This is a genomic window from Streptomyces sp. NPDC007088 (genome assembly GCF_042869355.1).
GTDB lineage: Bacteria > Actinomycetota > Actinomycetes > Streptomycetales > Streptomycetaceae > Streptomyces.
This window is the reverse complement of record NZ_JBIAFO010000002.1, coordinates 501,234-526,806: the sequence shown is the minus strand read 5'-3', so window position 1 is coordinate 526,806 and position 25,573 is coordinate 501,234. Positions and strand designations below refer to the sequence as shown.

Here is a 25,573-nt window from a genome sequence, read left to right as displayed (position 1 = left end):
CTACGCCGTCGTGGCCTTCACCTGCCTTTCGTGCAGTACGGCGGGTGTGCCGACGGTGGTGGTTACTTCACGCCGAGGTTGACGAAGTCGTACGTGCCCGAGTAGCCGTCGGTCGTGTAGACGTTGGTCAGCCTGGAGGAACGGAAGTTGATGAACTTCTCGAAGACGAAGGGCAGGTAGTAGCCGCCCTCCATCACCTGATGGTTGATCGACTTGGCGATCTCTTCCTTCTTCGTCGCGTCCAGCTCGGTGGTGAACTCGTCGAAGGCGCCGTCGATCTTCTTGTCGTCGATCAGGGCGTAGTTGTTGTTGCCGTTGCTGAGCGTGAAGCGCGAGTCCCAGAGCGGCTGGCCGTAGCCCTGCACCGACGGGAAGTCGGGGCCCCAGCCCATGATGACGACGCCGTAGCCCTTCTGCTTGACGACCTTCGGGTTGCCGATGATGCCGGCGATCTGCGAGCCGTCGTACTTGTCGATGTCGGCGATGATGCCGACCTTCTTCAGCGAGGCCTGGAGGGACTCGGCGGTCGCGACCTCGACGGGCTTGTTGCTGCGCACCGCGATGGTGGTCTTGAAGCCGTTCGGCTTGCCGCAGGCCTTGAGCTCTTCCTTGGCCTTGGCGGTGTTCGGCGCGCCGTCGTTCTTGGCGGAGCCGTACGGGTCGTAGGACTGGCCCTCGGAGCCGGGCACGGACGGCGGCAGCATGTTGGTGCCGATGTCACCGCCGGCCTGCGGGCCACCACGCGCGGTCTGCAGCGACTTGTGGTCGGCGCCGTAGATCGCGGCCTTGCGGCAGTGGATGTTGTCGAAGGGCTTCACGCTCTGCGGGAAGGTCGCGTAGCGGATGTAGCCCGAGACGGGGTTGTCCAGGTTGTCCTTGTGCTCCTTGAGGGCCTTGATACGGCCCTGCGGGGAGAGACCCGTCTGCGAGAAGTCGAGGTCGTACTCACCGTTGAGGAGACGGTTGTCCATGTCGTCCGGGTTGGTGAAGTACGTCACCGTGATCTTGTCCGGGAGCGCCTTGCGGACCGGGTCCGAGGACTGCTTCCAGTTGGTGTTGCGCACCAGCTCCAGGCTCTTGCCCGGCGAGTACTTCGCGAACTTGTACGGGCCCGAGGAGAAGGGGTGCAGGCCGTACTTGGACTTGGTGTCCTTGTCCTTGCGCACCGGGGACGCCGAGGTGAGCGCGAGCATCTCCTCGAAGTCACTGTTCTTCTTCGGGAGCTTGAAGACGATCGTCTTCTCGTCCGGCGTCTGGATGGCCTTCAGGCCCTCCTTGGAGGTGTCCTTGTAGGGGCCCTTGTACTTGCTCTTCGGGTCCAGGACGTTCTTCAGGTAGACGGGGCCGCCGGACAGCACGTCCTGGGCCCACTGGCGCTCGATGCCGTACTTGACGTCCTCGGAGGTGATCGGCTTGCCGTCCTCCCACGTGATCCCGTCGCGCAGGGTGTACGTGTAGGTCAGGCCGTCGTCCGAGATCTTGGCCTTGCTGGTGGCGAGGTCGGGGGTGACCGTGGCGCCCGCCTTGCCCGGCTCGGCCTTGTTGGTGACGAGCTGGCGGCTGTAGTAGCGCATGAAGTTCCACACCACGCCGTAGTAACCGCGCGTGGTGTCCCAGGAGTCGGCGTCCTGGACGGTGGCGTACTTGAGCGTGCCACCCTTCTTGCTGGAGGCGTTGGCCACCTTGTTGTTGCCCGCGTCGAAGCCGGCCGCGTGCGCCTTGCCGCCGCCGCCCTTCGAGTCCTTGCTGTCGCCGTCGCCCCCGCCGCACGCCGCCGTGGAAAGCAGGGCAGCGACCACGGCAGCGGCCGCGAGGGCCTGCTTGCGCCGCCCTGAGGTGTGGGTTCTCACGATCTCGGTTCCTCCGTGTAGATAACGGACCCGTGTGCTCACGGGCCTTTGAGTACGGCAGTTAACGGGAGCCCCGGGGGTCGAGCGCGTCCCGTACGCCGTCGCCGAGGAGATTGAAGGAGAGGACGGTGACGAAGATGGCCAGGCCCGGGATCACCATGTACATGGGATCGGACTCGTAGTAGCTCAGGGCACTGGACAGCATCTGTCCCCACGAGGAGGACGGCGGCTTCACACCGACGCCGAGGAAGCTCAGGGCGGCCTCGTTGAGGATGTTGGTGGGGATCATCATCGTCGTGTACACGATGATCGGCGCCACCAGATTGGGCATGAGCTCCTTGAAGATGATGTGCCGCTGACCGGCGCCCAGGCTGCGGGCGGCCTCGACGTACTCGCGTTCGCGCAGGCTCAGGGTCTGCGCGCGCACCACGCGGCCGACGTTGGGCCAGCCGAAGAAGCCGATCACCAGGATCATCACGAACACGCGGACGCTGGTGCCGTTGAGTCCCAGCATCGAGTTCGGCATCACCGAGACCAGCGCGATGATGAAGAGGAGCTGCGGGAAGGACAGCAGCATGTCCATCACGCGGCTGATGATCGCGTCGAGCCAGCCGCCGAAGTAGCCGGCGAGAACGCCGAGCAGGACGCCGAGGACGACGGCGACGAAGGCGGAGAGGAACCCGACCAGCAGGGAGATCCGGGCGCCGTAGACGATGCGGGCGAAGATGTCGCGGCCGTTGACCGGTTCGACACCCAGCCAGTGTTCCCCGCTGATACCGCCCAGCGAGCCGGTGGGCGTGGAGAACAGCGGGTCGATCAGCTTCTCGTTGTAGGCGTTGGGGTCCTGTCCCGCCAGGTTCGCGATGACCGGGGCCAGGATCGCGACCAGGATCAGGAACAGGACGACTATGCCGCCGCCCAGGGCGAGCTTGTCGCGCTTGAGGCGCTCCCAGGCGATTCGCCCGAGTGAACGCCCCTGCACCTTGGCCTTCGGCATTCCGGCCTTCAGAGCCTCCGCCGAAGGCGCCACCGGGGCGGCAGGCTCATGCAGTGGTGCCGTCATCGTGCCAGCGACCCCTCTCAACCGGCGGTAACCGGCCCACACTTGCCGCGGTGGCGGCAGACGATCCGTCGTACACAGGAGCGGAAGCTCCCTGATCCGGGAGTCTTCATGGCGCACCAGCCCGTGGACCAGACCTGGCGGTCAATGGATGCGTAACCGTGATGCATAAATCCCGAGTCCGTTATCCGGAGTCCGGCCAACGCACTGCGGACATAGGACAGTTGAGACTAAAGGTGCGCCATCACGGGAACCCAAGGGATTCCGTGCACCATGTCCGACATAGCCGCCCAGTCGTCACGGTAAGGGGCGGGGGCCCGCACAACTCGTCCGCATGCTGGACAAGTTGCTGCTAGATGCATCTAACGGGGGCGCGGAGAGGGCGCCTTGGGAGCGCCGCCTGGGGTGGAGACCCCTTCGGCCCGCCCTCAGTTTCGGCCCGCCCTCAGTAGGGGGCGGGCCCGGCTCCGTACGGCGGCGGGTAGCCGTACCCGGAGGCCGGGGCGGCGGGGGCGGCGTGCGCCTCGCGGTCGTAGAAGGGACGGGAGCGGGCCCGCAGCCACAGCGCCACGGGGTCGTGCGGGTCGGCGAGGGCGACCGTGGAGACGGGCAGCCCCTCGGGCACGACGCCGACGGCCTGGCCCATCATGGCGCGCACCGACTCGACGGCCGGTGGGGCGGTGTCGTACACGTCCAGGCCGATGGCCAGGTAGGGCGCGCCGAGCGCGGGCTGGACCCAGGCCCGGCGCAGCGAGCGCACGGCCGGGGTGCGGTGCGCGATCTGGGTCAGCAGCGCGTAGAACTGGGGCAGTTCGATCGCGGGCTCGCTCAGCCGCAGCGGCCCGGCGGGCTCGGTGTCCAGGCCGCGCGCGAGGCGCCGCAGATCGGGCCACGGGATGCCGAGGCCACCGCCGGGGGCGTGCGGGTTGAGCCACAGGCCGTGGTGGTGGGGGTAGAGGGCGCGCGCCACGTCGAGCCCGGTGAAGGACTCGTGGGCCCGGGTCCAGCCGCTCGCGGCGAGCTCCTGGGGGGAGGTCACGCAGGGCGCGTAGCCGTGTCCCTCGACCTCCATGTGTCCGTACTGGGCGTCGGGGGCGCCGGCCTCGCCGTGCCACAGCAGCATGTGCACGCGGCCCGTGACGAGGGTGTGCAGCAGGGCCTCGTAGGCGTCGTAGCGCCCGGGAGTCACCTGCCGCAGCATGTGCTCGACCGTTTCCCCAGGTCTCGACCGCGCTCGACCGGGGCTGTCCCCGCTGGCCGCAGCCGTGCCCGACGCACTCACCCTTGACCGCCCCTTCGTCACGACTCGACCGCCCCCGCACCGGCCCGGCGGATCACGGGGGCCGCGGCCCGCGCGTCCGGCGCACGCGCCGACCGGCCCATCAAACCAGCTTAAGCGGCGGGGTCGGCACGGACTTGACGCGCAGCGCCGGGAATGCGGGAGGCCGCCTTGGTCCGGGGTCCGTCCTTTCCGCCGCCCCCGTCATCCGGCCTCGGCGAGGTGGAAGGGACGGACGCGGGCGCGCAGCCACTCGGCCACCGGGTCCTGGGCGACGTCGAGCAGGATCAGGTTGACCGGCCAGCGCACCGGGACCCGGCCGAGGGCGCGGCCGAGGGCGTCCAGCGGCAGTTCGCCCGCGGCGCCCTCCCAGGCGGCCAGTTCGACGCCGACGAACAGCGCGGGCGCCTGGTCCTCGACCTCGGCCAGGCAGCGGCGGGCGCTGCGCACGACGCCGGTGGCGCGGAACTCCTCGGCCGCCGCGGCCAGGAAGTCGACGGGGTCGACCTGCCAGTCCGGTTCGTAGAGCCGGACCCGGCCGCCGGTGCCGGCCCCGTCCAGCGGGGTGCGTCCGCTGCGGCACAGTTCGGCGACGGCGGGCGGCGGCAGCGGCACGGTGACCGCCCCGTCGGGGTTGAGGACCAGGCCGAGCTGCGCGGGCAGCCCGCGGGCGAACTCGACTGCGGGGGCCACGGTGAAGGACAGGGTGCCGCCGGTCACCTGGAGGAACTGTTCCTGGGAGGAGAAGACGGGGACGTACGCCTGTCCGCCGAGTTCCACCGTCGGCACGTCGAGCGCGGCGCTGTCGGGGCCGCCCCCCTTGGGCAGCGGCACCCATACCGGGCTGCGGCCCAGCGCCTCCACGATCCGCGCGCCCGCCGTGGGCACGCCGACGGAGGCGGCGAGCACCTCCTCCAGTGCGTTGCCCGGCCAGCCGCCGTACGACTGGGTATGGGCCTCGGCCTGCGCCGGGACGTTCATCCTCTTCCCCACCTGTGCCTGCTCGCGCGCGGGTGGCTCACCCGCGCGTTCCGTCTGCCTTGCTCCTGCCGGTGGTCGCCCGCCCCTCACCCGCGGACCGCCGGGCGAACTTTAACGCGCCGGGCCCGGCGCGCACGGCGCGCGGACGGAACCTCACCCTCCGCCGTCTGGCGTACGCGGAGCGCGCTCCCCGGCGGCGCGGGGGCGGGGCGGGGCCGGCGCCGGGAAGTCGAGCCGGCGCAGGGCGTCGGCGGCGGGCCGGTCGAGCAGTACGACGGAGGCGCAGCCGCGCGGCAGGTCCCCGGCCAGGGCCCCGCGAAGGAGCCGGCCGAGGGTGGCGCGGTGGCGGCGGAAGGCGTACCGGCTGACCGCGCGGCCCCGGGTGCGCTGCCCGGCGAGCGCGAGGGCCGGGTGGACGTCGAGCAGTAACAGGTGCATCCCGGCGCCGCGCGCGCGGGCCTCGGCGGCGATCCAGTGCCGCACCCAGCGCTGGGTCCCGCAGTCGTGGAGGACCAGGCTCGCGCCCGAGCGCAGGGCACGGTGCAGAGCGGCGTAGTGGGAGAGCCGGACCAGGGGCCGCAAGAGCGCGTACGGCAGGCGCGGCAGTCGCCGCTCCCAGCGCTCCCGTGCCTCCTGGGAGTCGAGGACGACCGTGCCCCGCCCGGTGCGCGCGACCCGGTCGAGCAGTGTGGACTTCCCGCTGCCGGGCAGTCCGGAGACGACGACCAGATCCCCGGCGGCGAAGCCGAGCGTGCGCGGCCCCCCGCCGGCGAGCCCGCGCAGGTCACGGACCGGCGGCGGGAACGGCGGGGCGGCGGGGCGGGTGCGGCCGGTGGCGCGGCCCGGCCGCACGGGCAGGCCGCGCCGGGGGGCGGCCGGTCCCGAGGGTCCGCGCGGCGGACCGAGCCCCGCCGGCGCCAGCGGGCCGGGCCGGGGCCCGCCCTCCGCGCCACCCGCGCCCTCGCCCGTGTCGTGTGCCGCGTCGCGTGTCGCGTCCGCGTCGTACGCGCTGGTCCTGCCCACCCCGGTCCGCCTCCCCGTTGAGCCGTCGCTCCTCCCCCGACTGTAAAGAGGAGGTAATGCGGCCTGTTCCTGATAGTGCCCCGGCGGGGGCGGCGGGAAAACGGGGGCGGCCTCATGAGCCGGTGCGGACCGGCCCTTCTGCGCCGGAGGGGCGCGTGCGATGATGGCGCCGATCCACAACCTCATACCGGCCGCTTGAATCCGCGCGGGAGAGTCCCGGGAGTCCGCAGTGATCTCCGGGGCGCCGAAGGAGCAAGTTCCTCCCTTGAATCTCTCAGGCCCCAGATACCGCGCGGGCGAGGCACATCTGAAAAGCGAGCCGGTGCTCCCGGCTCCACCCACGGTGCAAGTCGGGCCCCGCACGCGCGGCGGTCATGACGAACCTCTCAGGTACCGATGACAGATGGGGAGGGTCCACCTCGCCGTCACGCCCCCTGGGAGCATCCCGTATGAGCGACACTTCGCCCCGCAAGACCGCCCTGGACGCCACGCACCGCGCGCTCGGCGCGACCATGACCGATTTCGCCGGCTGGGACATGCCGCTGCGGTACGGCAGTGAGCGCGAGGAGCACACGGCGGTGCGCGAGCGCGCCGGTCTCTTCGATCTGTCCCACATGGGCGAGTTCACGGTGAGCGGCCGGGAGGCCGCCCCCTTCCTGGATCACGCGCTGGTCGGCAACATGGGCTCGATCGGTGTCGGGCGGGCCCGCTACACGATGATCTGCGCCGAGGACGGCGGCATCCTGGACGATTTGATCGTCTACCGGCCGGCCGAGAGCCGCTATCTGGTCGTGGCCAACGCCTCGAACGCGCAGACGGTGCTGGACGAGCTGAACCGCCGGAGCGAGGGCTTCGACACCGAGGTCCGCGACGACCGCGAGGCGTACGCGCTGCTCGCGGTCCAGGGCCCCGCCTCCCCCAGGATCCTCGCCTCGGTGACCGACGCCGACCTGGACGGACTGAAGTACTACGCGGGCCTGCCGGGCACCGTGGCCGGCGTCGAGGCGATGATCGCCCGTACCGGCTACACCGGTGAGGACGGCTTCGAGCTGTTCGTGTCCCCCGCCCAGGCCCCGAGGCTGTGGAAGGCGCTGCTCGCGGCCGGGGCCGGCGAGGGCCTCGTGCCCTGCGGTCTGGCCTGCCGGGACACCCTGCGCCTGGAGGCGGGCATGCCGCTGTACGGGCACGAGCTGACCGCCTCGCTCACCCCGTTCGACGCGGGTCTGGGCCGGGTCGTGAAGTTCGACAAGACCGCGAACGACGGCCGTTTCGTGGGCCGGGACGCGCTGGCTGCGGCCTCGGAGAAGGCGGGCGCGAGGCCGCCGCGCAAGCTGGTCGGCCTGGTGGCCGAGGGCCGCCGGGTGCCGCGCGCGGGCTACGCGGTCGTCGCGGGCGGCGAGGTGATCGGCGAGGTCACCTCGGGCGCCCCCTCCCCCACGGTCGGCAAGCCGATCGCGATGGCCTACGTGGACGCGGCGCACGCCGCCCCCGGTACGCCGGGCGTGGGCGTCGACATCCGGGGCAGCCACGAACCGTACGAGGTCGTGGCGCTGCCCTTCTACAAGCGCCGGAAGTAGTTCTTCCGCGGCCCCCGCGCACGAGGGCGGCCGGGCCCGACGGCCCCCGCCCGGTGGGGCCGGGCGATCCCCGCCCCGGCCCCCCGCCCACCGCCGTTTCCCAGCACAGCCCCGCGTACAGGAGAATTCAGGTCATGAGCAACCCCCAGCAGCTGCGTTACAGCAAGGAGCACGAGTGGCTGTCGGGCGCCGAGGACGGCGTCTCGACGGTCGGCATCACCGAGTACGCGGCCAACGCGCTCGGCGACGTCGTCTACGCCCAGCTCCCCGAGATCGGCTCCACCGTCACCGCGGGCGAGACCTGCGGAGAGCTGGAGTCCACGAAGTCCGTCAGCGACCTGTACGCCCCGGTCAGCGGCGAGATCACCGAGATCAACGAGGACGTGGTGAGCGACCCCTCCCTCGTGAACTCCGCTCCGTTCGAGGACGGCTGGCTGTTCAAGGTCCGCGTCACCGGCGAACCGGAGGACCTGCTGTCCGCCGAGGAGTACGCGGCCTTCTCCGGCTCCGACGACTGACGACCGACCCCAGGGACTGATTCTCTTGTCTTCGCTCCTCAACACCCCGCTCCACGAACTCGACCCCGACGTGGCGGCCGCCGTCGACGCCGAGCTGCACCGTCAGCAGTCGACGCTGGAGATGATCGCCTCGGAGAACTTCGCCCCGGTCGCCGTCATGGAGGCGCAGGGCTCGGTACTCACCAACAAGTACGCGGAGGGCTACCCGGGCCGCCGCTACTACGGTGGCTGCGAGCACGTCGACGTCGTCGAGCAGATCGCGATCGACCGGGTCAAGGCGCTGTTCGGCGCCGAGCACGCCAACGTGCAGCCGCACTCGGGCGCCCAGGCCAACGCGGCCGCCATGTTCGCGCTGCTCAAGCCGGGCGACACGATCATGGGCCTGAACCTGGCGCACGGCGGGCACCTGACCCACGGGATGAAGATCAACTTCTCCGGGAAGCTCTACAACGTGGTCGCCTACCACGTGGACGAGCGGACCGGGCAGGTCGACATGGACGAGGTCGCGCGCCTGGCCAAGGAGGCGCAGCCGAAGCTGATCGTGGCGGGCTGGTCGGCCTACCCGCGCCAGCTCGACTTCGCCGCCTTCCGCCGCGTCGCGGACGAGGTCGGCGCGTACCTCATGGTCGACATGGCGCACTTCGCGGGCCTGGTCGCGGCGGGTCTGCACCCCTCCCCCGTACCGCACGCGCACGTCGTCACCACGACGACGCACAAGACCCTGGGCGGGCCGCGCGGCGGCGTCATCCTGTCCACCGCCGAACTCGCCAAGAAGATCAACTCGGCGGTCTTCCCCGGCCAGCAGGGCGGCCCGCTGGAGCACGTGATCGCGGGCAAGGCGGTGGCCTTCAAGGTCGCCGCCTCCGAGGACTTCAAGGAGCGCCAGCAGCGCACCCTGGACGGCGCCCGCGTCCTGGCCGAGCGCCTGGTCGCGGCGGACGTCACCGAGCACGGCGTCTCCGTCCTGTCCGGCGGTACCGACGTGCATCTGGTCCTGGTGGACCTGCGCGACTCGGAGCTGGACGGCCAGCAGGCGGAGGACCGTCTGCACGAGGTCGGCATCACCGTGAACCGCAACGCGGTCCCGAACGACCCGCGGCCCCCGATGGTCACCTCGGGCCTGCGCATCGGTACCCCGGCGCTCGCCACGCGGGGGTTCGGGGCGGCGGACTTCGCGGAGGTCGCCGACGTCATCGCCCAGGCGCTCAAGCCCTCGTACGACGCGGCGGCGCTGCGGGCGCGGGTCACGGCGCTGACCGAGAAGTACCCGCTGTACCCGGGCCTGTCGAAGTAACGGCCTCCCCTCACCGCCCGGCCGTGACGCCGGGCACATCCCGGTGAGGACGGTTTCACGCGGGGCGTCGCGCACACTGGAAACGGTGGACGGGACGCCCCGCCGTGTTCCGGGCGCCGACGCCCCCCTCTTCCCCCCTCCCGCTCAACCCGTCCCGGTGGACAACGGCGTCCGCCCGTGAGGAGTGTTACGTGGCCATCTCGGTCTTCGACCTGTTCTCCGTCGGCATCGGTCCCTCCAGTTCGCACACGGTGGGCCCGATGCGGGCGGCGCGGATGTTCGCGCGCCGGCTCAAGAACGAGGGCCTGCTCGTGCCGACCGCCTCGGTGCGCGCGGAGCTGTTCGGCTCACTGGGCGCCACCGGCCACGGCCACGGCACCCCGAAGGCGGTGCTGCTCGGCCTGGAGGGCGAGTCCCCGCGCACCGTCGACGTCGAGCACGCCGACGAGCGGGTCGCCGCGATCCGTGAGAGCGGCCGGATCTCGCTGCTGGGCGCGCACGAGATCCCCTTCTCCTACGACGAGGACCTCGTGCTGCACCGGCGCGAGACGCTGCCGTACCACGCGAACGGCATGCGGATGTTCGCCCGCGACGCCGAGGGCGCCCTCCTGCTGGAGAAGACGTACTACTCGGTGGGCGGCGGCTTCGTGGTGGACGAGGACGCGGTCGGCGAGGACCGCATCAAGCTCGACGACACGGTGCTGAAGTACCCCTTCCGCACCGGCGACGAACTGCTGCGCCTCGCGAAGGACACCGGTCTGTCCATCCCCGCGCTGATGCTGGAGAACGAGAAGGCCTGGCGCACGGAGGACGAGATCCGGGCGGGCCTGCTGGAGATCTGGCGGGTCATGAAGGACTGCGTGGCGCGCGGCATGAGCCAGGAGGGCATCCTGCCGGGCGGCCTGAAGGTGCGCCGCCGCGCGGCCTCCTCGGCCCGCCAGCTGCGCGCCGAGGGCGAGCCGCTGCCGCGCGCGATGGAGTGGATCACGCTGTACGCGATGGCCGTGAACGAGGAGAACGCGGCGGGCGGCCGGGTCGTGACGGCCCCGACCAACGGCGCGGCCGGCATCATCCCGGCGGTCCTGCACTACTACATGAACTTCGTGCCCGGCGCCGACGAGGAGGGCGTCGTGCGTTTCCTCCTCTCGGCCGGGGCGGTCGGGATGCTGTTCAAGGAGAACGCCTCGATCTCGGGCGCCGAGGTCGGCTGCCAGGGCGAGGTCGGCTCGGCCTGCTCGATGGCCGCGGGCGCCCTCGCCGAGGTCCTGGGCGGCACCCCGGAGCAGGTCGAGAACGCGGCCGAGATCGGCATGGAGCACAACCTGGGCCTGACCTGCGACCCGGTGGGCGGCCTCGTCCAGATCCCCTGCATCGAGCGCAACGGCATGGCCGCCGCCAAGGCGGTCACCGCGGCCCGCATGGCCCTGCGCGGCGACGGCAACCATCTGGTCTCCCTCGACAAGGTCATCAAGACGATGCGCGAGACGGGCGCCGACATGTCCGTCAAGTACAAGGAGACGGCGCGGGGCGGGCTGGCGGTGAACATCATCGAGTGCTAGGGCGTGTCCGCGATGCCGGTTGGTGGTCAGCCCGTTCCTGGTGCGTCGTCATGGAGTAACCGATCAGGTCTGGGCAGTGATCGGGCCATTGCCGGCTCCGCCTCGGATGGGGCGGCCGGTGCGGGACCGGCGGCAGGTCCTCAACGGTCCCTGTGGAAGCTGTCCACGGGCGCGGCCTGGCGGGACCTGCCGGAACGGTACGGGCCGTGGAAGACGGTCGACGAACGGTTTTGGCGCTGGTCGGCGGACGGGACCTGGGACCGGCTCCTGGCTCACGTCCAGCAGCGCTCCGATGCGATCGGCGAAGTCGACTGGTCCACCGTGTGCGTCGACTCGACGATCGTGCGGGCCCATCAGCACGCCGCCGGGGCCCGAAAAGGGGGCCCGTCCCCGAACGAACCGACCAGATCAGCGGACGCCGACGACGCGGCGAGACACTCCGCCACCTCGGCCGTACGACCTACCGGCCCGGCCCCGCAACGTCGTCGAACGCTGCTTCAACAAGCGGCTCCCGCGTCCGGTCCCTGCCCGCCGCGACCCGCGCCCTTCTCCTGCTCGCCACCCTGGACGGCACCGGTGACCTCGGTGTGCTGACCACGGCCGCGCGGGAAATGGACGGCGAAACGGACCTGCGGGATCTCGATGCCGCCGAGCAGGACGGGCTCGTGCGGGTGGACGAGTCCTCGCGCCGCCTGGTGTTCAGGCACCCGCTGATCCTGTCGGCCGTCGTCGAGACGGCCACCAGCAGCAGCCGGCGCGCGGCCCACCACGCCCTGGCACAGGTCCTGGACGACAGGCCGGAGCGACGGGCGTGCAGCCCGACGAGGAGGTGGCTCTCCTGCTTGAGCGGACGGCGCGCCGCGTTCTCGACCGCGGCGACGCCGTGGCGGCGATCGCGGCGCTGACCCGGGCCGCGGACCTGAGCCCGCTGGACACCGACCGCGCACGGCGGCTGGCCGAGGCCGCCTACGTCGGTGCCGAGGCGATCGGCGCGCTTCGCGGCGCGTCTGCGCTGCTGGAGGACGCCTGGCGCGCGGATCCCGGACACGGTGCGTCCCTGCGCTCCGCGACCGCCGCGGTACAGCTCGTGCTGAACAGCGACGGGCATTCTCGCCACGGCCCACCGCCTGCTGGTCGGCGCCATCGAGCAGGGCGGCCACGGCTACGACGCCGAGGACCCGGCACTCAACGACGCGCTGCATTTCCTGCAACTGCTGTGCGACTACGGTGCTGACGAGGGGCTGTGGACCCCCTTGACGAGGCGGTCTCCCGGATGCGCCCCGCACCGCCGCGGCTGCTGCTGGTGGCCGCGCGGACCTGGGGCGACCCGGCCCGTGCCGACGCGGCGACCCTGCGCGAGCTGGACGAGATCATCGACGGCGCGACGAAGGAGACGGATCCGGCCCGCGTCGTCCGAGTGGGCACTGCCGCGCTGTACCCGGACCGGTTGGGGGCGGTCCGTGAGGCGTCCTGGCGGCTGGTCCGGCAGGGGCGTGCGGGCGGGCCGGTACGCCGGCACATCGGAGCCCTTCTGCACCTGTGCCTTGACGACCACCACCGGGGCAGGTGGGCGGAGGCCCTGAACTCTCGGAGGAGGGGCTGGCGTTGTGCTCGGCGTCCGGACACACCGTCTGTACCTGGCTCTTCCAGTACTCCAAGGGCCTCTCGGGCTGCTGGCCGCCGGCTCCGAGGCCCTTGTGACGGAGGACGACGCCGAAGCGGCCCGCCTGTTCACCGAAGCGCTGGCCGCACCGGACACGGACCGATGGCCGTTCGCCCAGGCGCGGGTGCGCTTGGCCCAGGGCGAACGACTGCGCAGGGCGAGGGCGTTGTCCGAATCCGAAGCTCCTCTGACCGCCGCGATGAGGACTTTCCGGCAGCTGGGCTCCACCACCTGGGCCGAGCGCGCGCAAGGAACTGCGGGCGGCCGGGCGGGCCCCTTTTCCCAGGGTCCGTCTGACCGGTCCCGTCATCCCCCGAGGCGAGCCACGGCCGCGTGCTCCCATACCCTCACCAACCGTCGCCGAGCGGGCAGATGAGGCTCCTCACGACAGCCCCACCCCCTTCACGAGCCCCACGGCTCACTCTTTGCAGGCGTCGCCTTCTCCTGTTAGATGATCCATCCGCATCGAATGTGAATGTTCGGTGTGCTTCTTATGAGAGTTCAGGAGACAGAGTGACACGCAAAAGGGAGAGACGGGTTGTTTCGTCTCTCAAGGGGGCTGCGGTCAGGCCCAGAGGGACGAGACGAATAGCTCTTGGCCTGGTGACCGTGCTGGCGAGTCAGTCAGCGCTCATGTCACTCGAGTCGGGTGCCGCCTTCGCCGTGCCGTCCGGCGACACCGTCGCGGGGGCCTCCGCGGACGAGAAGGCGGCGTCGACGGCTGATTCGACCGCAGCGGCGCTCCTGACGGCCCGTCTGCGGGACCGCAGGGTCGAGATCCTGTCGGAGCGCACCGCGACCTCGACGACCTGGGCCCTGCCCTCGGGTGAGTTGCAGACCTCGGCGTACGCGGAGCCGGTCCGGCAGAAGGTCGACGGTACGTGGCAGGACATCGACACGACGCTCTCCAGGTCCGGTTCCGCGCTGGAGCCGAAGGTCACGACAGCGGACATCAAGGTGTCGGACGGCGGTGACAGGGCGCTCGCCTCTGTCGCCAAGGGCGAGAAGTCCTTCGCGATGGGCTGGGCCGACACGCTGCCCAGGCCCGAGGTGAAGGCCGACACGGCCTCCTACGATCTGGGGGACGGCCAGACCCTGTCCGTGACAGCCCTCCCGCAGGGCTTCTCGCAGAACGTCGTCCTGGACACGGCCCCCCGCGACCGGCTCACGTACCGCATCCCGGTCAAGGCCGCTGGTCTGAAGATCTCCGAGGCCGACTCGGGGCACCTGCTGCTCAAGGACGCACACGGCAAGCTCGTCGCGGAGGCGCCCGCGCCGATGATGTGGGACTCCTCCAAGAACGGCAGGTCCGGGGAGTCGAAACACCAGGCCAGGGTGGACACCAGGATCGAGACCGCGGCGGACGGCTCGCAGATCCTCGAACTGACCCCGGACGCCGACTACTTCAAACAGGACCTGACGTACCCGGTCACGGTCGACCCGACGTCGACCCTCGCGGCGACCACGGACACCTGGGTGGCCACCAACTACCCCGACTCGCAGGTCTCCTCGACCGAGCTGAAGTCGGGCACCTACGACGCGGGCACCACCAAGGCCCGCTCGTACCTGAAGTTCGACGCGGCCCCCTTCAAGGGCAAGCACATCACCTCCGCGAGCCTGTCGCTGTACTCCTACTACTCCGCTACGTGTTCGACGGCGAGCGCCGGTACCCAGGTGCGGCGCGTGACCTCCTCCTGGTCGCCGTCGGACATCGTCTGGTCCGCCCAGCCCTCGACCACCACCACGGGCGCGGTCACCAGCACGGCGGCCAAGGGCTACAGCAAGGACTGCCCCGCCGGCACGATGAACTTCTCGCTCGGCCCGCTCGTGCAGGCCTGGGCGGACGGCTCCGCCAACTACGGCCTGCGCGTCGCCTCACCGGACGAGACCGACTCGCTCACCTGGCGACGCTTCTTCTCGGCCAACCACGTCTCGGGCGACAGCGCCGAGGAGCCCCATCTGACGGTGACGTACAACTCGTACGCCACGACCGCCTCGGCGGCGATCGCCCCCTCCGCGCTGAACGCCTACAACGGCAGCCGGTACGTGACGTCGCTGACGCCCAAGCTGGCGGCGAAGGTGACCGATGCCGACGGCTCCGCCGTCAAGGGGCAGTTCGAGATAAGCCCTGACCCGGGGGCCGCCGACACGACGTACACCTACACGGCGTCGAGCGGGAACGTCTCGTCCGGTGGTGAGGCCTCGGTCACCGTCCCCGCGGGCTCCGCGCTGCCGTCCGGCAAGCACCTGCGCTTTAGGGTACGGGGCTACGACGGTACCGACTACGGCCCCTGGTCCGGATACACGACGTTCGTCATGAACACGGCCCTGCCCGCGGCTCCCGTGATCAAGTGCGCCGCCTACCCGGCGGGTGCCTGGACGACCAAGGTGTCCGGCAAAGTGCCCTGCACGCTCAACACCTCCGCGACCGACGGCGCCGGCTTCCAGTGGAGCCTGGACTCCACGGTGCTGGGCCAGCGCGTCCTGGACACCACGAACGGTACGGGCGGTGACACCCAGACGATCAGCATCGACCCCGCCAACGGCCCGCACGTCCTGCGCGCCCGCACGATCGACTCCGGCGGCAACCTGTCCACCGCCACGACCACGTACTCCTTCGGCGTCGGGAGCGGCTCCCTCGGGGTGACCGGTCCCCGCGACGGCACCTGGACCACCGCGGACGTCGCTCTCACGGCCACGGGTGACAGCGCGTTCACGGGCGCGACCTGGCAGTACCGCCGCGGCACCGCCGACTCCTGGCACACCGTCCCGGTGGGCGACGTGTCGAAGAACAAGGCCGCCGTGAGCGCCTGGCCGGTGCCCGTCACGGGCGGCACCGCCACCCCCCTGGTGTGGCACATGGACGAGACACTCGACGACGACGGCGCCGTCCAGCTACGCGCCACCTTCACGGACGGCGCCGCCTCCGCCTCCAGCGTCCCGGTGTCCGTCACGCTGGACCGCGCCGCCGGGGCGGCGCCGCAGCAGAACGTGGGCCCCGGCTCCGTCAACATGCTGACCGGCGACTTCTCGATGACGGCCGACGACGCCTCGGTGTTCGACGCGGCCCTCTCCCGCACCTTCTCCTCCCGCGCGGTCGACGCCGAGAGCGAGGGGCAGGCGGCGATCTTCGGACCGGGCTGGGTGTCCTCCGTGACGGCCACCACCGGCGTCGACTACACGAGCCTGCGCAAGACCTCGGCGACCTCCGTGTCCCTGATGGACGCGGACGGCGGCTCAGTCGCCTTCACCCGCTCCGGCACCACCACTTCCTGGACCCCGGAGCCCGGGGCCGGTCAACTGGCCCTGAGCGGCGGACTCGACCAGGACACCTTCACGCTGAAGGACTCCGTCACCGGCGTCATGTCCACCTTCGGCCGGATCTCCGGTGCCACCACCTGGACCTTCCGCACCAGCCAACTGGTCACCGACGACTCCACCACCAGCGTGGTCGTGGAGCCCGTGACCGCGGGCACCCGCACGCTCAGCCGCCCCAAGTACCTCGTCTCCCCCAACAAGGCCGTCGACAAGGACAACACCGTCTGCGCCGCCAAGCCGGGCACGGCGGGCTGCCGCGTCCTGGAACTCGTCTACGCCGACTCCACCACCGCGACGAGCGGTGGCCTGGGGGACGTGAAGGATCAGGTCAAGCAGTTGAAGGTGTGGGCCACCGATCCGGGCGCGACAGCGGCCACCGCGACCGTCGTCGCTCAGTACGCCTACGACACGAACGGCCTGCTGCGCGAGGCGTGGGACCCCCGGGTGTCCAAGGACCAGAAGGAGTCGTACACCTACGACGCCGCCAAGCGCGTCGTCACCTACACCCCCGCGGGGCAGCTGCCCTGGACCCTCACCTACAGCAGCGGCACCGACGCGAACGGTCCGGCCGGACGGCTCCTCAAGGCGTCCCGCCCCACCCTGGCACCCGGCACGACCGCCACCACCAACGGCACCGCCACGACCTCCGTCGTCTACGAGGTCCCGGTCTTTGGCAGCACCGCTCCCTACGCGCTGGACGCCACGTCCGTGGCCGCCTGGGGACAGACGGACCTGCCGACCCGGGCCACCGCCGTCTTCCCCGCCGATCAGGTCCCCCCGGCCAACACCGGCGCGGGTCTGAAGGCGAGCGACTACCGGCGGGCCACCCTGACCTACCTCGACGACGAGATGAACACCGTCAACGTCGTCGAGCCGGGTGGCCGCGTCTCCACCAGCGAGTACGACTCGGAGGGCAATCTGGTCCGGGAACTGACCGCCGCCAACCGCGAACTCGCCCTCGGCAGGACCACCACGCCCGACAGCCTGCTGGCGGCCGAACTCGACAAGGCCCGCGACGACGCCGGAACCCCGGCGGAAGGCACCGCCCAAGCGGCCCTGCTGCTCTCCACCACCAGCGTCTTCGCCCTCGGCACCAGTGGCGGCTGGCTGGAGCGCGAGATCAGCGGCCCGCTGCACACCGTGACGCTCCGCTCGAAGGCCACCGCCCCCGCGGGCGGCACCGACCAGCCGGCCGGAACGGCGCTTCTGGCCCGCGAACACACGGTGCGCGCCTACGACGAGGGCCGTCCCGACAGCGCCGCCGTCGCCGATCAGGTCACCACCGAGACCACCGGAGCCCTGATCGACGGCTACCCGGAAGACGCCGACGCCACGACCGTGCGCACGGTGTACGACTGGGCGACCGGTCTCGCCGTCAAGGCGATCGAGGACGCCCAGGGGAAGGCCGTCACCACGACCGCGACCTACGACGCCGCCGGCCGCCAGGTGACCACCACGCTGCCGGGCGCGACCGCCACCGGCGCGGGCACGACGAAGGCCGACTACTGGGCGACCGACGGTGACTGCGCCGGGCACCCCGAGTGGGCGGGACTGGTCTGCGTGATCGCCCCCGGCGGTCCCGTCACCGGGGGCGGCGGCAACCCGGCGCAACTGGCGACCAAGTCCTTCACGTACGGACGCTGGGGCCAGGCCGCCACGGTGAAGGAGACCGCGAACGGCGTCACCCGCACCACCGTCTCCACCTACGACGAGGCGGGACGCCCGACCGGTACCGACGTGACCGGCGGCGCCGGCGCGGACATGCCCGCCACCACCATCACGTACGACCCGTCCGGTCTGGAGACCAAGGTCACCTCGGGCGGACGGGCGATCACCTCGGCCGTCGACCGGCTCGGCCGTGAGATCTCCTACGACGACGGAACGGGCAGCACCGCCCGCACCACCTACGACGCTCTCAACCGGGCCCTGACCATCACCGACTCCGCACCCTCCACGACGACGTACGCCTACGACACCACGGCCGACCCGCGCGGCCTGCCGACCACGCTCACCGATTCGGTCGCGGGCACGTTCACCGGCACCTACGACGCCGACGGGCAACTCGTGAAGGAGAAGCTGCCCAACGGCACCGTCCTCACCCTCGACTACGACGCGAGTGGACGCGAGACCGGCCGCGAGTACACCGACGCGAACGGCGTGACGGTCCTGGCCGACCACGGTGCCTACACCGTCGCGGGGCAACTCGCCTCGCACGCCCAGACCGACGGTGGCACCCTCGTCAGCAGCTACGGCTACGACAGGACCGGCCATCTGACCTCCGCCCAGGACGACACCGGTTCGTCCTGCACGAGGCGCGTCTACACCTTCGGGGACGAACGGAGCAACCGCACCGGCCTGACCACGTCCACGCTCGGCGAGGACTGCGCCTCGTCCGCGGAGCCCTCGTCCGACAGCACCTCCTACGCCTACGACAGCGCCGACCGTCTGGTCTCGGCGACGCGGGGCGCGACCACCACCGACGCGACGTACGACGCCTTCGGCCGTCGCACCGCGGGAGTGGACGGCACGGCGGTCGCCTACTACACGGGCGACACCGTCCGGCAGGTCACCCAAGGCTCCGCGCGCACGACGTGGGGCCTGGACGTGGCAGGCCGGCAGGCGAGCATCGTCGCGGAGACCAGGGCGGCGGACGGCGCCTGGAACACGACGTCCAGCACCACCGAGCACTACCGCTCCGGGGCCGACACGCCCGCGTGGAGCAGCGTCGTGGCGAGCGGCACCACGACGGTGAGCCGCAATGTCGGCGACCTGACCGGCGGGTTGACCGCTGTCACGAGCGCGAGCGGGGACACCGTCCTCCAGCTGTCCAATCTCCACGGTGACGTCAGCGTCCGGCTGCCGCTGGCCCAGGGTTCCCAGCCGACCGTTCAGCGCTACGACGAGTACGGTGCCCCCGACGCCTCCACGGCGACGGCCCGCTACGGCTGGCTGGGCACCTCGGCGCGCGGCGCCGACGCTCCCGGCGGACTGCTCATGATGGGCGAGCGGGGCTACGACCCGGCCACCGGCACGTTTCTGCAGACGGACCCGCTGGCCGGCGGCGGCGACAACGCGTACGGCTACTGCTCCGGCGACCCCGTCAACTGCACGGACACCACGGGGACGTTCGACTACTGGCTGAAGTACAACGTCGGCAACCCGCACATGTCGGCGCACCGGTACTTCCAGAAGTTCCGGGACAACTTCAACTGGGTCTTCCCGATCGGCGGGCATCCGTCCAAGCTCAGCCACGTCGGCCAGAAGATGAACCTCTGGGTGAAGATCTTCGGCATAAAGATAGGCTTCCCGGTCGTGGTGAAGAGCATCACCTCCAACGGCTGGCGCTTCAACACCCGTGCGGGTCACCCCGACTACCCGGGCTTCATCTCCTTCTACTTCACCCGTCTGAAGAGCGGGCAGATGAGGATCACCATCCACGGAAACGTTCCCCCGGGAGCGGACGCCTGGTTCATCGGCAAGGGCAACTACGTGAAGAAGGCGAAGAGCACCTGGGCCAAACTCGTCAGTAACCTCAAGGACCTGACCCACTACATCAACACCATGGGCTGACAGTGGCAGGCCCGGAAAGCCGAGCGATGAACCTTCCGTCCTCCAGAGCGCTCCTGACGCTTGCCCTGGTCTACCTGGCGATCGTCTTCGGCCTGGACTACCTGAGCGTCGAGCAGGGCATGGACTTCGCGACCGTGGTCCTCTCCGTCCTCACGTTCCCCTCGAACATCGTGACGACGGTCCTGTTCCTCCTCGCCGCCGTGGTCGTCGGTTACGACGACTACGACCCCGGCCCGGATGTCTACACGCCCTCGGTGCAGGCGATCGGGGGCATCGTCCAGGTGGTGGTGTTCTGGCTGGTCATCAGGGCGCTCAGGAAGCGGCGGGAGAAGCGGATCCGCCTCTGAGCCGACGCACACCCTCACCTTTCGCGCACGAGGAGGGCCCGGGTCCGTGGACCCGGGCCCTCCGGCGTCCCCGCCGGGCACGGCGTGAGGGGCGATGCCGGTGGCATCGCCCCTCACGGTCTCCGTGGCGCGGGTCAGTGCCCGTGCAGGTGGAGACGGCGCCCGTGACCGGCGGGCTGGGCCGGCCTCGCCGTGGGCGAGGAACCGCGGCCGCCATTGGCCTGTTCCCGGTGTTCGTCGCGCGCGGCGCGTTCGCGGTGCTCGTCGTCAAGCTGTCCGCGAAGACGGTCGCGTTCGGAGACCGCGTCCCGCGCCTCGTGCTTCTTCTTGGTCCGGCGCGCGAACAGAGCCGCGCCGCCCATCATCATCCACACCCCCAGACCGAAGATCAGCGCGAGAGCCAGTCCGCCGCAGAACGCACCGAGCGTGCTGATGGTGAACGGATCGCTGCCGAAGAGGGAGACGGTGTAGTCCGGTCCTCCGGAGAGGTTGAAGGCGATCAGCAGTGCGGTGAACGCCGCGGCTGCCGCTGCCAGCAGGAGGCCAATGATCAACATTGGCGGCACCTCTTCACTACGATAGTTGTCCGCCCGCGTACGCACGGGCCTGTCAGGCCAGGGGGGCGGCTCGCCGCACCCGCCGTACCGCGCCGGGACCCTCGCCAGAGGCTCCCGGCCGACCGGTCCAACGCCTCTTCCCACGGTGCTCCCCATGTCCCGCGCCCGCATCTCGGGCGGCGGTCGGGCCGGAAGGCGACTTCCTTCGGCCGGTACGCCGCGTGCCGTTCCCCGCACCGGGAGTGCGCCTCGCCGGTTCGCCCTCGCCCCGTTTCTCGGCTACTATCGATCTTGAGCGAACGGCCATATCCCGTTCACGGCTCGCGCGTTGGTGGTCCAAGGAAAGACGCCCCGCTTCCTGCGGGGAGATGCAAGTGCAAGGCTTGCCCAGCGCTCCGGCGAAATTCCCTCCCCGAGTTTTCGGGGAGGGAATTTTTTCTTGCGTTCCGGGGGTTTCCCGCACCCCGGGGACGTGCGGTGACCGGTAGGTCACCTCCCGTTATCCCCCGAGGCCGGACCGGGCGCGGCTTGCCGTGGACTCGCGGACGCGCAGGCGGTGACCGACGACGTGTTCGCGGGCCGGGAGCGTGGGGTCGTCCATGCGTTCCCGGAGCAGGCGCAGGGCGGTCCGGGCGATCGCGTCCTTGTCGGGGGCGACGCTGCTGAGGCTCGGCACGCTGAACCGGCCCTCGTCCACGTCGTCGAAGCCGATCACCGCGATGTCCTCGGGCACGCGCACGCCCCTCTCGTGCAGGACGCGCAACGCGCCGAGGGCGAGCAGGTCGTTGAAGCAGAACACCGCGTCGGGCGGCTGCGGCCGCTCCAGCAGCGCGGCCATGGCGCGGGCCCCGTCGCTGCGGTGGTAGCCGATCGTCTCGCCCTCGCGGCCGGTGTCGACGGGCAGTCCGGCGGCGCGCAGCGCCTCCTGGTAGCCGGTGGAGCGCAGTTGGGGCGTGCCGACCTCGGTGTCCCGCTGGAGGCCGATGGCGGCGATCCGGCGGCGGCCGAGGCCGATGAGGTGCTCGACGGCCTCGCGGGCGGCACGCACGTTGTCGACGGCGACGTGGTCGCTGAGGCCGTTGCTCGGGCGTTCCCCGATGAGGACGACGGGCATGTCGCGCAGGTGGTCGGCGAGGGCCTTGCCGCGCAGCGTCAGGGGGTTGAGGACGATGCCGTCCACGACCCGTTCGCCGAGCGCGGTGAGCACGTCCTGCTCGCGGCGCCGCTCGCCGAGGGTCTGCTCGATGAGGATGGTGCAGGTGCCCTCGGCCTCGCGCAGGAAGCAGCGGGAGAGTTCGGCGAAGTAGGAGTTGTCCATCTCGGGGACGACGAGCCCCACCATCCCGGTGCGGCCCCTGCGCAGGTTGCGCGCGGCGCTGTTGGGGCGGTAGTCGAGGACCCGGATCGCGTCGAGGACCCGTTCCCGGGTCGCCGGGGTGACGTGCACGAACTCGTTGATCACGTTCGACACGGTCTTCGGGGAGACCCCGGCGAGGGCGGCCACGTCCTTCATCCCCACGTTGCGGCGGGCTCCGGGTGTCGTGCCCGCTCCCGTGCGGCGCCCTCTCGTCGTGGCCATGGGGACATGCTAGAACACCGTGTTCAGGGGCCCACCGGCGTGCCTGGGCCGGGTCGGGTGCACCGGGCCCAGGGTGCCGGAGCGGGGGCGGGGCTTTCCGGGATCACTCCTCGGTGGCGAGGCTCGCGTGGTGGGAGTGGGTGAGGCGCTCGGCCGGCCCCGCGCACCGGCGTGCGACGGTCTCGGCGCCTCGCGGTGCCCCTGCGGCCGCTCGCCCTCGTCCGCGGTCTTCCCGGACCGGACCCGAGGCCCCCGCTCGCCCTACCGCCCGGGGCTGTGGGTACCGGACCGTACGGCTCACGCCTCCTCGGCCTTCTCGGCGAGTTGCCGCAGCCGGGCCTCCTCCAGGTCGAGGGCGCGCTGGGCGCGGGTGATGACTCGGGAGCTGTAGACGCCGGTCGAGCGGGCGGCCTGGAGGGTGTCGTGCTCGGCGGCGAGGACGTCGAGGCGCAGCAGACGGTACTGCTCGCGCCGCGAGGCGCGGCGCTGTCGCCACTCCTCCTCCCCGCCCTCCTCGGGGGCCCCGCGACGCAGTCCGGCGCGCAACAGGCTGTCGGAGCGGACCTTGTCCACGACCTCCCGCTCGGGCGGGTCCTCGGCGCGGACCGCCGCGTCGAGGGCGGACTCGGCCGCCTGGGACAGCTCCTCCAGGAGCCGTCCGTACTCCTCGCGCAGCCGCTCCGGGTCGTCGCCCGGCACCTTCACGAGCCGGATCACGGTGGGCAGGGTGAGCCCTTGCAGGAGCAGCGTCGTGACGGCGACGACGAAGGCGACCAGGATGAGCTGCGGCCGTGCGGGGGTGTCGGCGGGCAGGGTCTGGGCCGCCGCGAGGGTCACCGCGCCGCGCATCCCGGCCCACGCGAGGACGGTGCCGCCGCGCCGGCCGAGCGTCTGGGTGAGCCGGAAGTCCAGGTCGGCGCCGGCCTGCGTGATGCGGCGGGCCCGGTGCCGGGCCCGCCGTCCGGCGTGCCCGTCCTTCAGCTCGGGCACCTCGTGCAGGGCCTTGCGCAGCCGCTCGACCTCGGGTTCGGCCTTCGCGGCGCGGCGGGCGTCCTGGTGCAGCCCCGCGACGAGCGGGGCGACGAAGACGATCCGCGCGAGGATCACCAGGCCGGAGGCGGCGAGCCCGATGAGGACGCCCCGCCCGACCGAGAGCCCGTCCCCGCGCACCGCGTCCAGGAGCGGCTCCAGGCTCAGGCCCATGAGCAGGAAGATGGCGCTCTCCAGGAGGAAGGCCAGGGTGCGCCAGTTGGTGGCCTCGCTGATGCGGTCCTGCGCGGGCAGGAAGCGCGGCGACTGGTGGCCGGTGATGAGGCCGGTGACGACGACGGACAGCACCCCGGAGGCGTGCAGTTCCTCGGCCGGGAGGTAGGCGACGAAGGGGACGACGAAGGACACGGCGGTGTTCAGCACGGTGTCGGGCAGCAGGGAGCGAACGCGTACGTTGAGCAGTCCCACGCCGGCCCCGACGCCGATGGCCACGGCCACCGAGTAGAGGAAGGCCCCGCCGATCCACCACAGGGAGACGGTCGAGGAGGTCGCGGCGACGGCGGACCGCAGCAGGGTCAGTGAGGTCGCGTCGTTGACCAGCCCCTCGCCCTCCAGGACGGTCAGCAGGCGGCCGGGCAGTCCGAGTCTGCGGCCCACGCTGGTCGCGGCGACGGCGTCGGTGGGGCTGATGACGGCGCCGAGCGCGAAGGCGGTGGGCCGGTCGAGGCCGGGCAGGAGCGCGTGGAAGAGCCAGCCGGCGCCCAGGGTCGTGACGACGACGAGGAACACGGCGAGCCCCGTGATGGGCTTGAAGTTCCGCCGGAAGTCCTGGGCGGGCATCGTGACGGAGGCGGAGTACAGCAGCGGGGGCAGGACCCCGGCGAGCACCCACTCGGGTTCGAGCACGAGGTGCGGCACCCCCGGCACGAAACCGAGGGCGGCGCCGAACACGACGAGGCTGAGGGGCGCGGCCAGTCCCAGGCGGCCGGAGAAGGCGGCCACCAGGACCACGGCGACGATGCCGACGACGGCGATCAGGGTGGGCTGCACGGCGGCCCCCAGGCGGCGCGGAGGAGTACGGAACGGGGCCGCGCCCCGCCCCCGACAGAGACCGTCAAACCGTACATTTCGCGCACCTGGCGGCCCCTGAGGGACACCTGCCAACCGGGGAGGGCGGGGCGGGGGGCGGCTCCCGGGCCGCGTGCCGGCGGGCCCCGGGGGCACCGGCCGGCCGGCGCGCCTGGGCGCGGGGGCGTCCGGCCCGCCGGGCGCCAACCGGGTGACGGGCCCGCCGGGCGCGGCGGCCGAGTGGTGGGGGCGGGCGATGCGTCGGAGGGTTGGGGCATGACGACGGTGACACGTGATTCCGCCGGGCCGGGCCCTGCGCGGCCCGCGCTGCCCGAGCCGCGCGGCGACCTGTCCGCGCATCTGCTCGCGGCGCTGCGCGCGGGCCGGGAGGCCCCGCCGTGGGGCCCGCAGGCGGCCCGCGCCGACGCCCTGGGCGAGGATCTGCAACTGGCCCTGTACGTCCTGTACGCACTGCACCACCACGGTTTCGAGGGGCTCCCCGACACTCTGGAGTGGGACCCGAACCTGCTGGGCCTGCGGCGTGCGCTGGAGCGCCGCTTCCTGGAGGCGCTGCGCGGTACGACCCGGGGCGACGAGGACGTCGCGGGGGCGCTCGCGGACCTGCTGGCCGAGCCGGCCGGCTTCGACCCGACGAGCGTGAGCCACTATCTGAGCCGCGAGGGCGAGGCGTGGCAGCTGCGCGAGTACACGGCGCTGCGCTCGCCGTGCCACCTGCGCGAGGGCGACGCGTACGCGTGGACGCTGCCCCGGCTGTACGGCGCCCCGCGCTCGGGGCTCGTGCGCTCGCTGTACGACAGCGCGGGCGGTCCCGGCGGGGCGGACGGCTGGGCGCGGTTGTACGCCGAGCTGATGGTGGAGCTGGGCCTGGATCCGGCGTACGGCGGTTATGCCGACGTGGCGCCGGGGGAACTGCTCGCGGTGGTGAACGCGGGTTCGCTGTTCGGGCTGCACCGTTCGCTGCGCGGGGCGGCGACCGGCCGGTTCGCGGCGATCGAGATCACCGCTCCGCCGGCCTCGCGGCGGCTGTCCGAGGCGCTGCGCAGGACCGGGGCCGGGCAGAGCGCCGTGCGCTTCCACGAGGTGCGGGCGGCGACCGGCGCCGACCACGAGGAGACGGTGCGCGCCGACGTGATCGGCGCCCTGCTCGCCCGGGAGCCCGAGCTGGAGCGGGACGTGGTCCTCGGGATCGAGGCCCACACGCTGCTGGAGGACCGGCTCGCCGCCGTCCTGCTGGAGCGCTGGCGGGACAACCGTACGGCGCTGCTGACCCGGTAGCCACGCGCCGGGCCCGGCCCGCGCCCGGCGCCCGCGCCCCGTGA

17 protein-coding genes, 1 pseudogene and 1 riboswitch are annotated in these 25,573 nt (G+C 71.7%); of the genes and pseudogenes, 9 read left to right on the top strand and 9 right to left on the bottom strand.

Features of this window, described 5'->3' with window-relative positions; genetic code table 11:
* Positions 1 to 62: 62 nt before the first annotated feature.
* The 5 genes from ACFYMP_RS05380 to ACFYMP_RS05360 form a co-directional block, all read right to left on the bottom strand.
* Positions 63 to 1,850, bottom strand: coding sequence for an ABC transporter substrate-binding protein (locus tag ACFYMP_RS05380; RefSeq protein ID WP_388850787.1), 1,788 nt, complete (start codon positions 1,848 to 1,850; stop codon positions 63 to 65).
* A gap of 61 nt (positions 1,851 to 1,911) precedes the next feature.
* Positions 1,912 to 2,913: an ABC transporter permease gene (locus tag ACFYMP_RS05375; RefSeq protein ID WP_388850784.1), complete on the bottom strand. Its 1,002-nt coding sequence runs from the start codon at positions 2,911 to 2,913 to the stop codon at positions 1,912 to 1,914.
* Positions 2,914 to 3,355: 442 nt separating this feature from the next.
* Positions 3,356 to 4,192 (bottom strand): enhanced serine sensitivity protein SseB C-terminal domain-containing protein, encoded by an 837-nt coding sequence (locus tag ACFYMP_RS05370; RefSeq protein WP_388850781.1) that lies wholly within the window; start codon positions 4,190 to 4,192, stop codon positions 3,356 to 3,358.
* A gap of 201 nt (positions 4,193 to 4,393) precedes the next feature.
* Complete coding sequence (locus ACFYMP_RS05365) at positions 4,394 to 5,170, bottom strand: enhanced serine sensitivity protein SseB (RefSeq protein WP_388850778.1); 777 nt, start codon at positions 5,168 to 5,170, stop codon at positions 4,394 to 4,396.
* A 153-nt stretch (positions 5,171 to 5,323) separates the two neighbouring features.
* The gene (locus ACFYMP_RS05360) at positions 5,324 to 6,028 is read right to left on the bottom strand and encodes an AAA family ATPase (RefSeq protein WP_388851034.1); all 705 of its coding nucleotides are present in this window, start codon (positions 6,026 to 6,028) and stop codon (positions 5,324 to 5,326) included.
* 361 nt (positions 6,029 to 6,389) lie between these two features.
* Positions 6,390 to 6,494: riboswitch (glycine riboswitch) on the top strand.
* A 148-nt stretch (positions 6,495 to 6,642) separates the two neighbouring features.
* On the opposite strand from ACFYMP_RS05360, the gene gcvT reads away from it, so the two are divergent.
* The 5 genes and pseudogenes from gcvT to ACFYMP_RS05335 form a co-directional block, all read left to right on the top strand.
* Positions 6,643 to 7,770 (top strand): glycine cleavage system aminomethyltransferase GcvT, encoded by a 1,128-nt coding sequence (gcvT, locus tag ACFYMP_RS05355; protein ID WP_388850774.1) that lies wholly within the window; start codon positions 6,643 to 6,645, stop codon positions 7,768 to 7,770.
* 134 nt (positions 7,771 to 7,904) lie between these two features.
* Positions 7,905 to 8,288 (top strand): glycine cleavage system protein GcvH, encoded by a 384-nt coding sequence (gcvH, locus tag ACFYMP_RS05350; protein WP_388850771.1) that lies wholly within the window; start codon positions 7,905 to 7,907, stop codon positions 8,286 to 8,288.
* Positions 8,289 to 8,313: 25 nt separating this feature from the next.
* Positions 8,314 to 9,582, top strand: coding sequence for a serine hydroxymethyltransferase (glyA, locus tag ACFYMP_RS05345; RefSeq protein WP_388850768.1), 1,269 nt, complete (start codon positions 8,314 to 8,316; stop codon positions 9,580 to 9,582).
* A 191-nt stretch (positions 9,583 to 9,773) separates the two neighbouring features.
* Complete coding sequence (locus ACFYMP_RS05340; protein WP_388850765.1) at positions 9,774 to 11,141, top strand: L-serine ammonia-lyase; 1,368 nt, start codon at positions 9,774 to 9,776, stop codon at positions 11,139 to 11,141.
* 19 nt (positions 11,142 to 11,160) lie between these two features.
* Positions 11,161 to 11,525, top strand: a pseudogene (locus tag ACFYMP_RS05335) (IS5 family transposase); the annotation flags it as partial.
* Between the two features lie 113 nt (positions 11,526 to 11,638).
* Here ACFYMP_RS05335 and ACFYMP_RS05330 read toward each other — a convergent pair.
* Positions 11,639 to 11,848 carry a hypothetical protein gene (locus tag ACFYMP_RS05330; RefSeq protein ID WP_388851043.1) on the bottom strand — a complete coding sequence of 70 codons (210 nt, stop codon included), beginning with the start codon at positions 11,846 to 11,848 and terminating at the stop codon, positions 11,639 to 11,641.
* On the opposite strand from ACFYMP_RS05330, the gene ACFYMP_RS05325 reads away from it, so the two are divergent.
* From ACFYMP_RS05325 to ACFYMP_RS05315, 3 genes are all read left to right on the top strand, one after another.
* Positions 11,753 to 12,046 (top strand): hypothetical protein, encoded by a 294-nt coding sequence (locus ACFYMP_RS05325; protein ID WP_388850762.1) that lies wholly within the window; start codon positions 11,753 to 11,755, stop codon positions 12,044 to 12,046. The two genes, ACFYMP_RS05330 and ACFYMP_RS05325, sit on opposite strands and share 96 nt — an antisense overlap.
* Positions 12,047 to 13,437: 1,391 nt before the next feature.
* Positions 13,438 to 19,692 (top strand): DNRLRE domain-containing protein, encoded by a 6,255-nt coding sequence (locus ACFYMP_RS05320; protein ID WP_388850760.1) that lies wholly within the window; start codon positions 13,438 to 13,440, stop codon positions 19,690 to 19,692.
* 26 nt (positions 19,693 to 19,718) lie between these two features.
* Positions 19,719 to 20,039: a hypothetical protein gene (locus tag ACFYMP_RS05315; RefSeq protein WP_388850757.1), complete on the top strand. Its 321-nt coding sequence runs from the start codon at positions 19,719 to 19,721 to the stop codon at positions 20,037 to 20,039.
* A 134-nt stretch (positions 20,040 to 20,173) separates the two neighbouring features.
* Here the strand turns inward: ACFYMP_RS05315 and ACFYMP_RS05310 are convergent, their stop codons facing one another.
* From ACFYMP_RS05310 to ACFYMP_RS05300, 3 genes are all read right to left on the bottom strand, one after another.
* On the bottom strand, positions 20,174 to 20,596 hold the full coding sequence (locus tag ACFYMP_RS05310; protein ID WP_388850754.1) for a hypothetical protein: 423 nt from the start codon (positions 20,594 to 20,596) through the stop codon (positions 20,174 to 20,176).
* Between the two features lie 499 nt (positions 20,597 to 21,095).
* Positions 21,096 to 22,175: a LacI family DNA-binding transcriptional regulator gene (locus tag ACFYMP_RS05305; protein ID WP_388850751.1), complete on the bottom strand. Its 1,080-nt coding sequence runs from the start codon at positions 22,173 to 22,175 to the stop codon at positions 21,096 to 21,098.
* 297 nt (positions 22,176 to 22,472) lie between these two features.
* On the bottom strand, positions 22,473 to 24,215 hold the full coding sequence (locus ACFYMP_RS05300; RefSeq protein ID WP_388850748.1) for a cation:proton antiporter: 1,743 nt from the start codon (positions 24,213 to 24,215) through the stop codon (positions 22,473 to 22,475).
* Positions 24,216 to 24,509: 294 nt separating this feature from the next.
* Here ACFYMP_RS05300 and ACFYMP_RS05295 point away from each other — a divergent pair, with 294 nt between their 5' ends.
* Positions 24,510 to 25,529 (top strand): iron-containing redox enzyme family protein, encoded by a 1,020-nt coding sequence (locus ACFYMP_RS05295; RefSeq protein WP_388850745.1) that lies wholly within the window; start codon positions 24,510 to 24,512, stop codon positions 25,527 to 25,529.
* Positions 25,530 to 25,573: the final 44 nt, after the last annotated feature.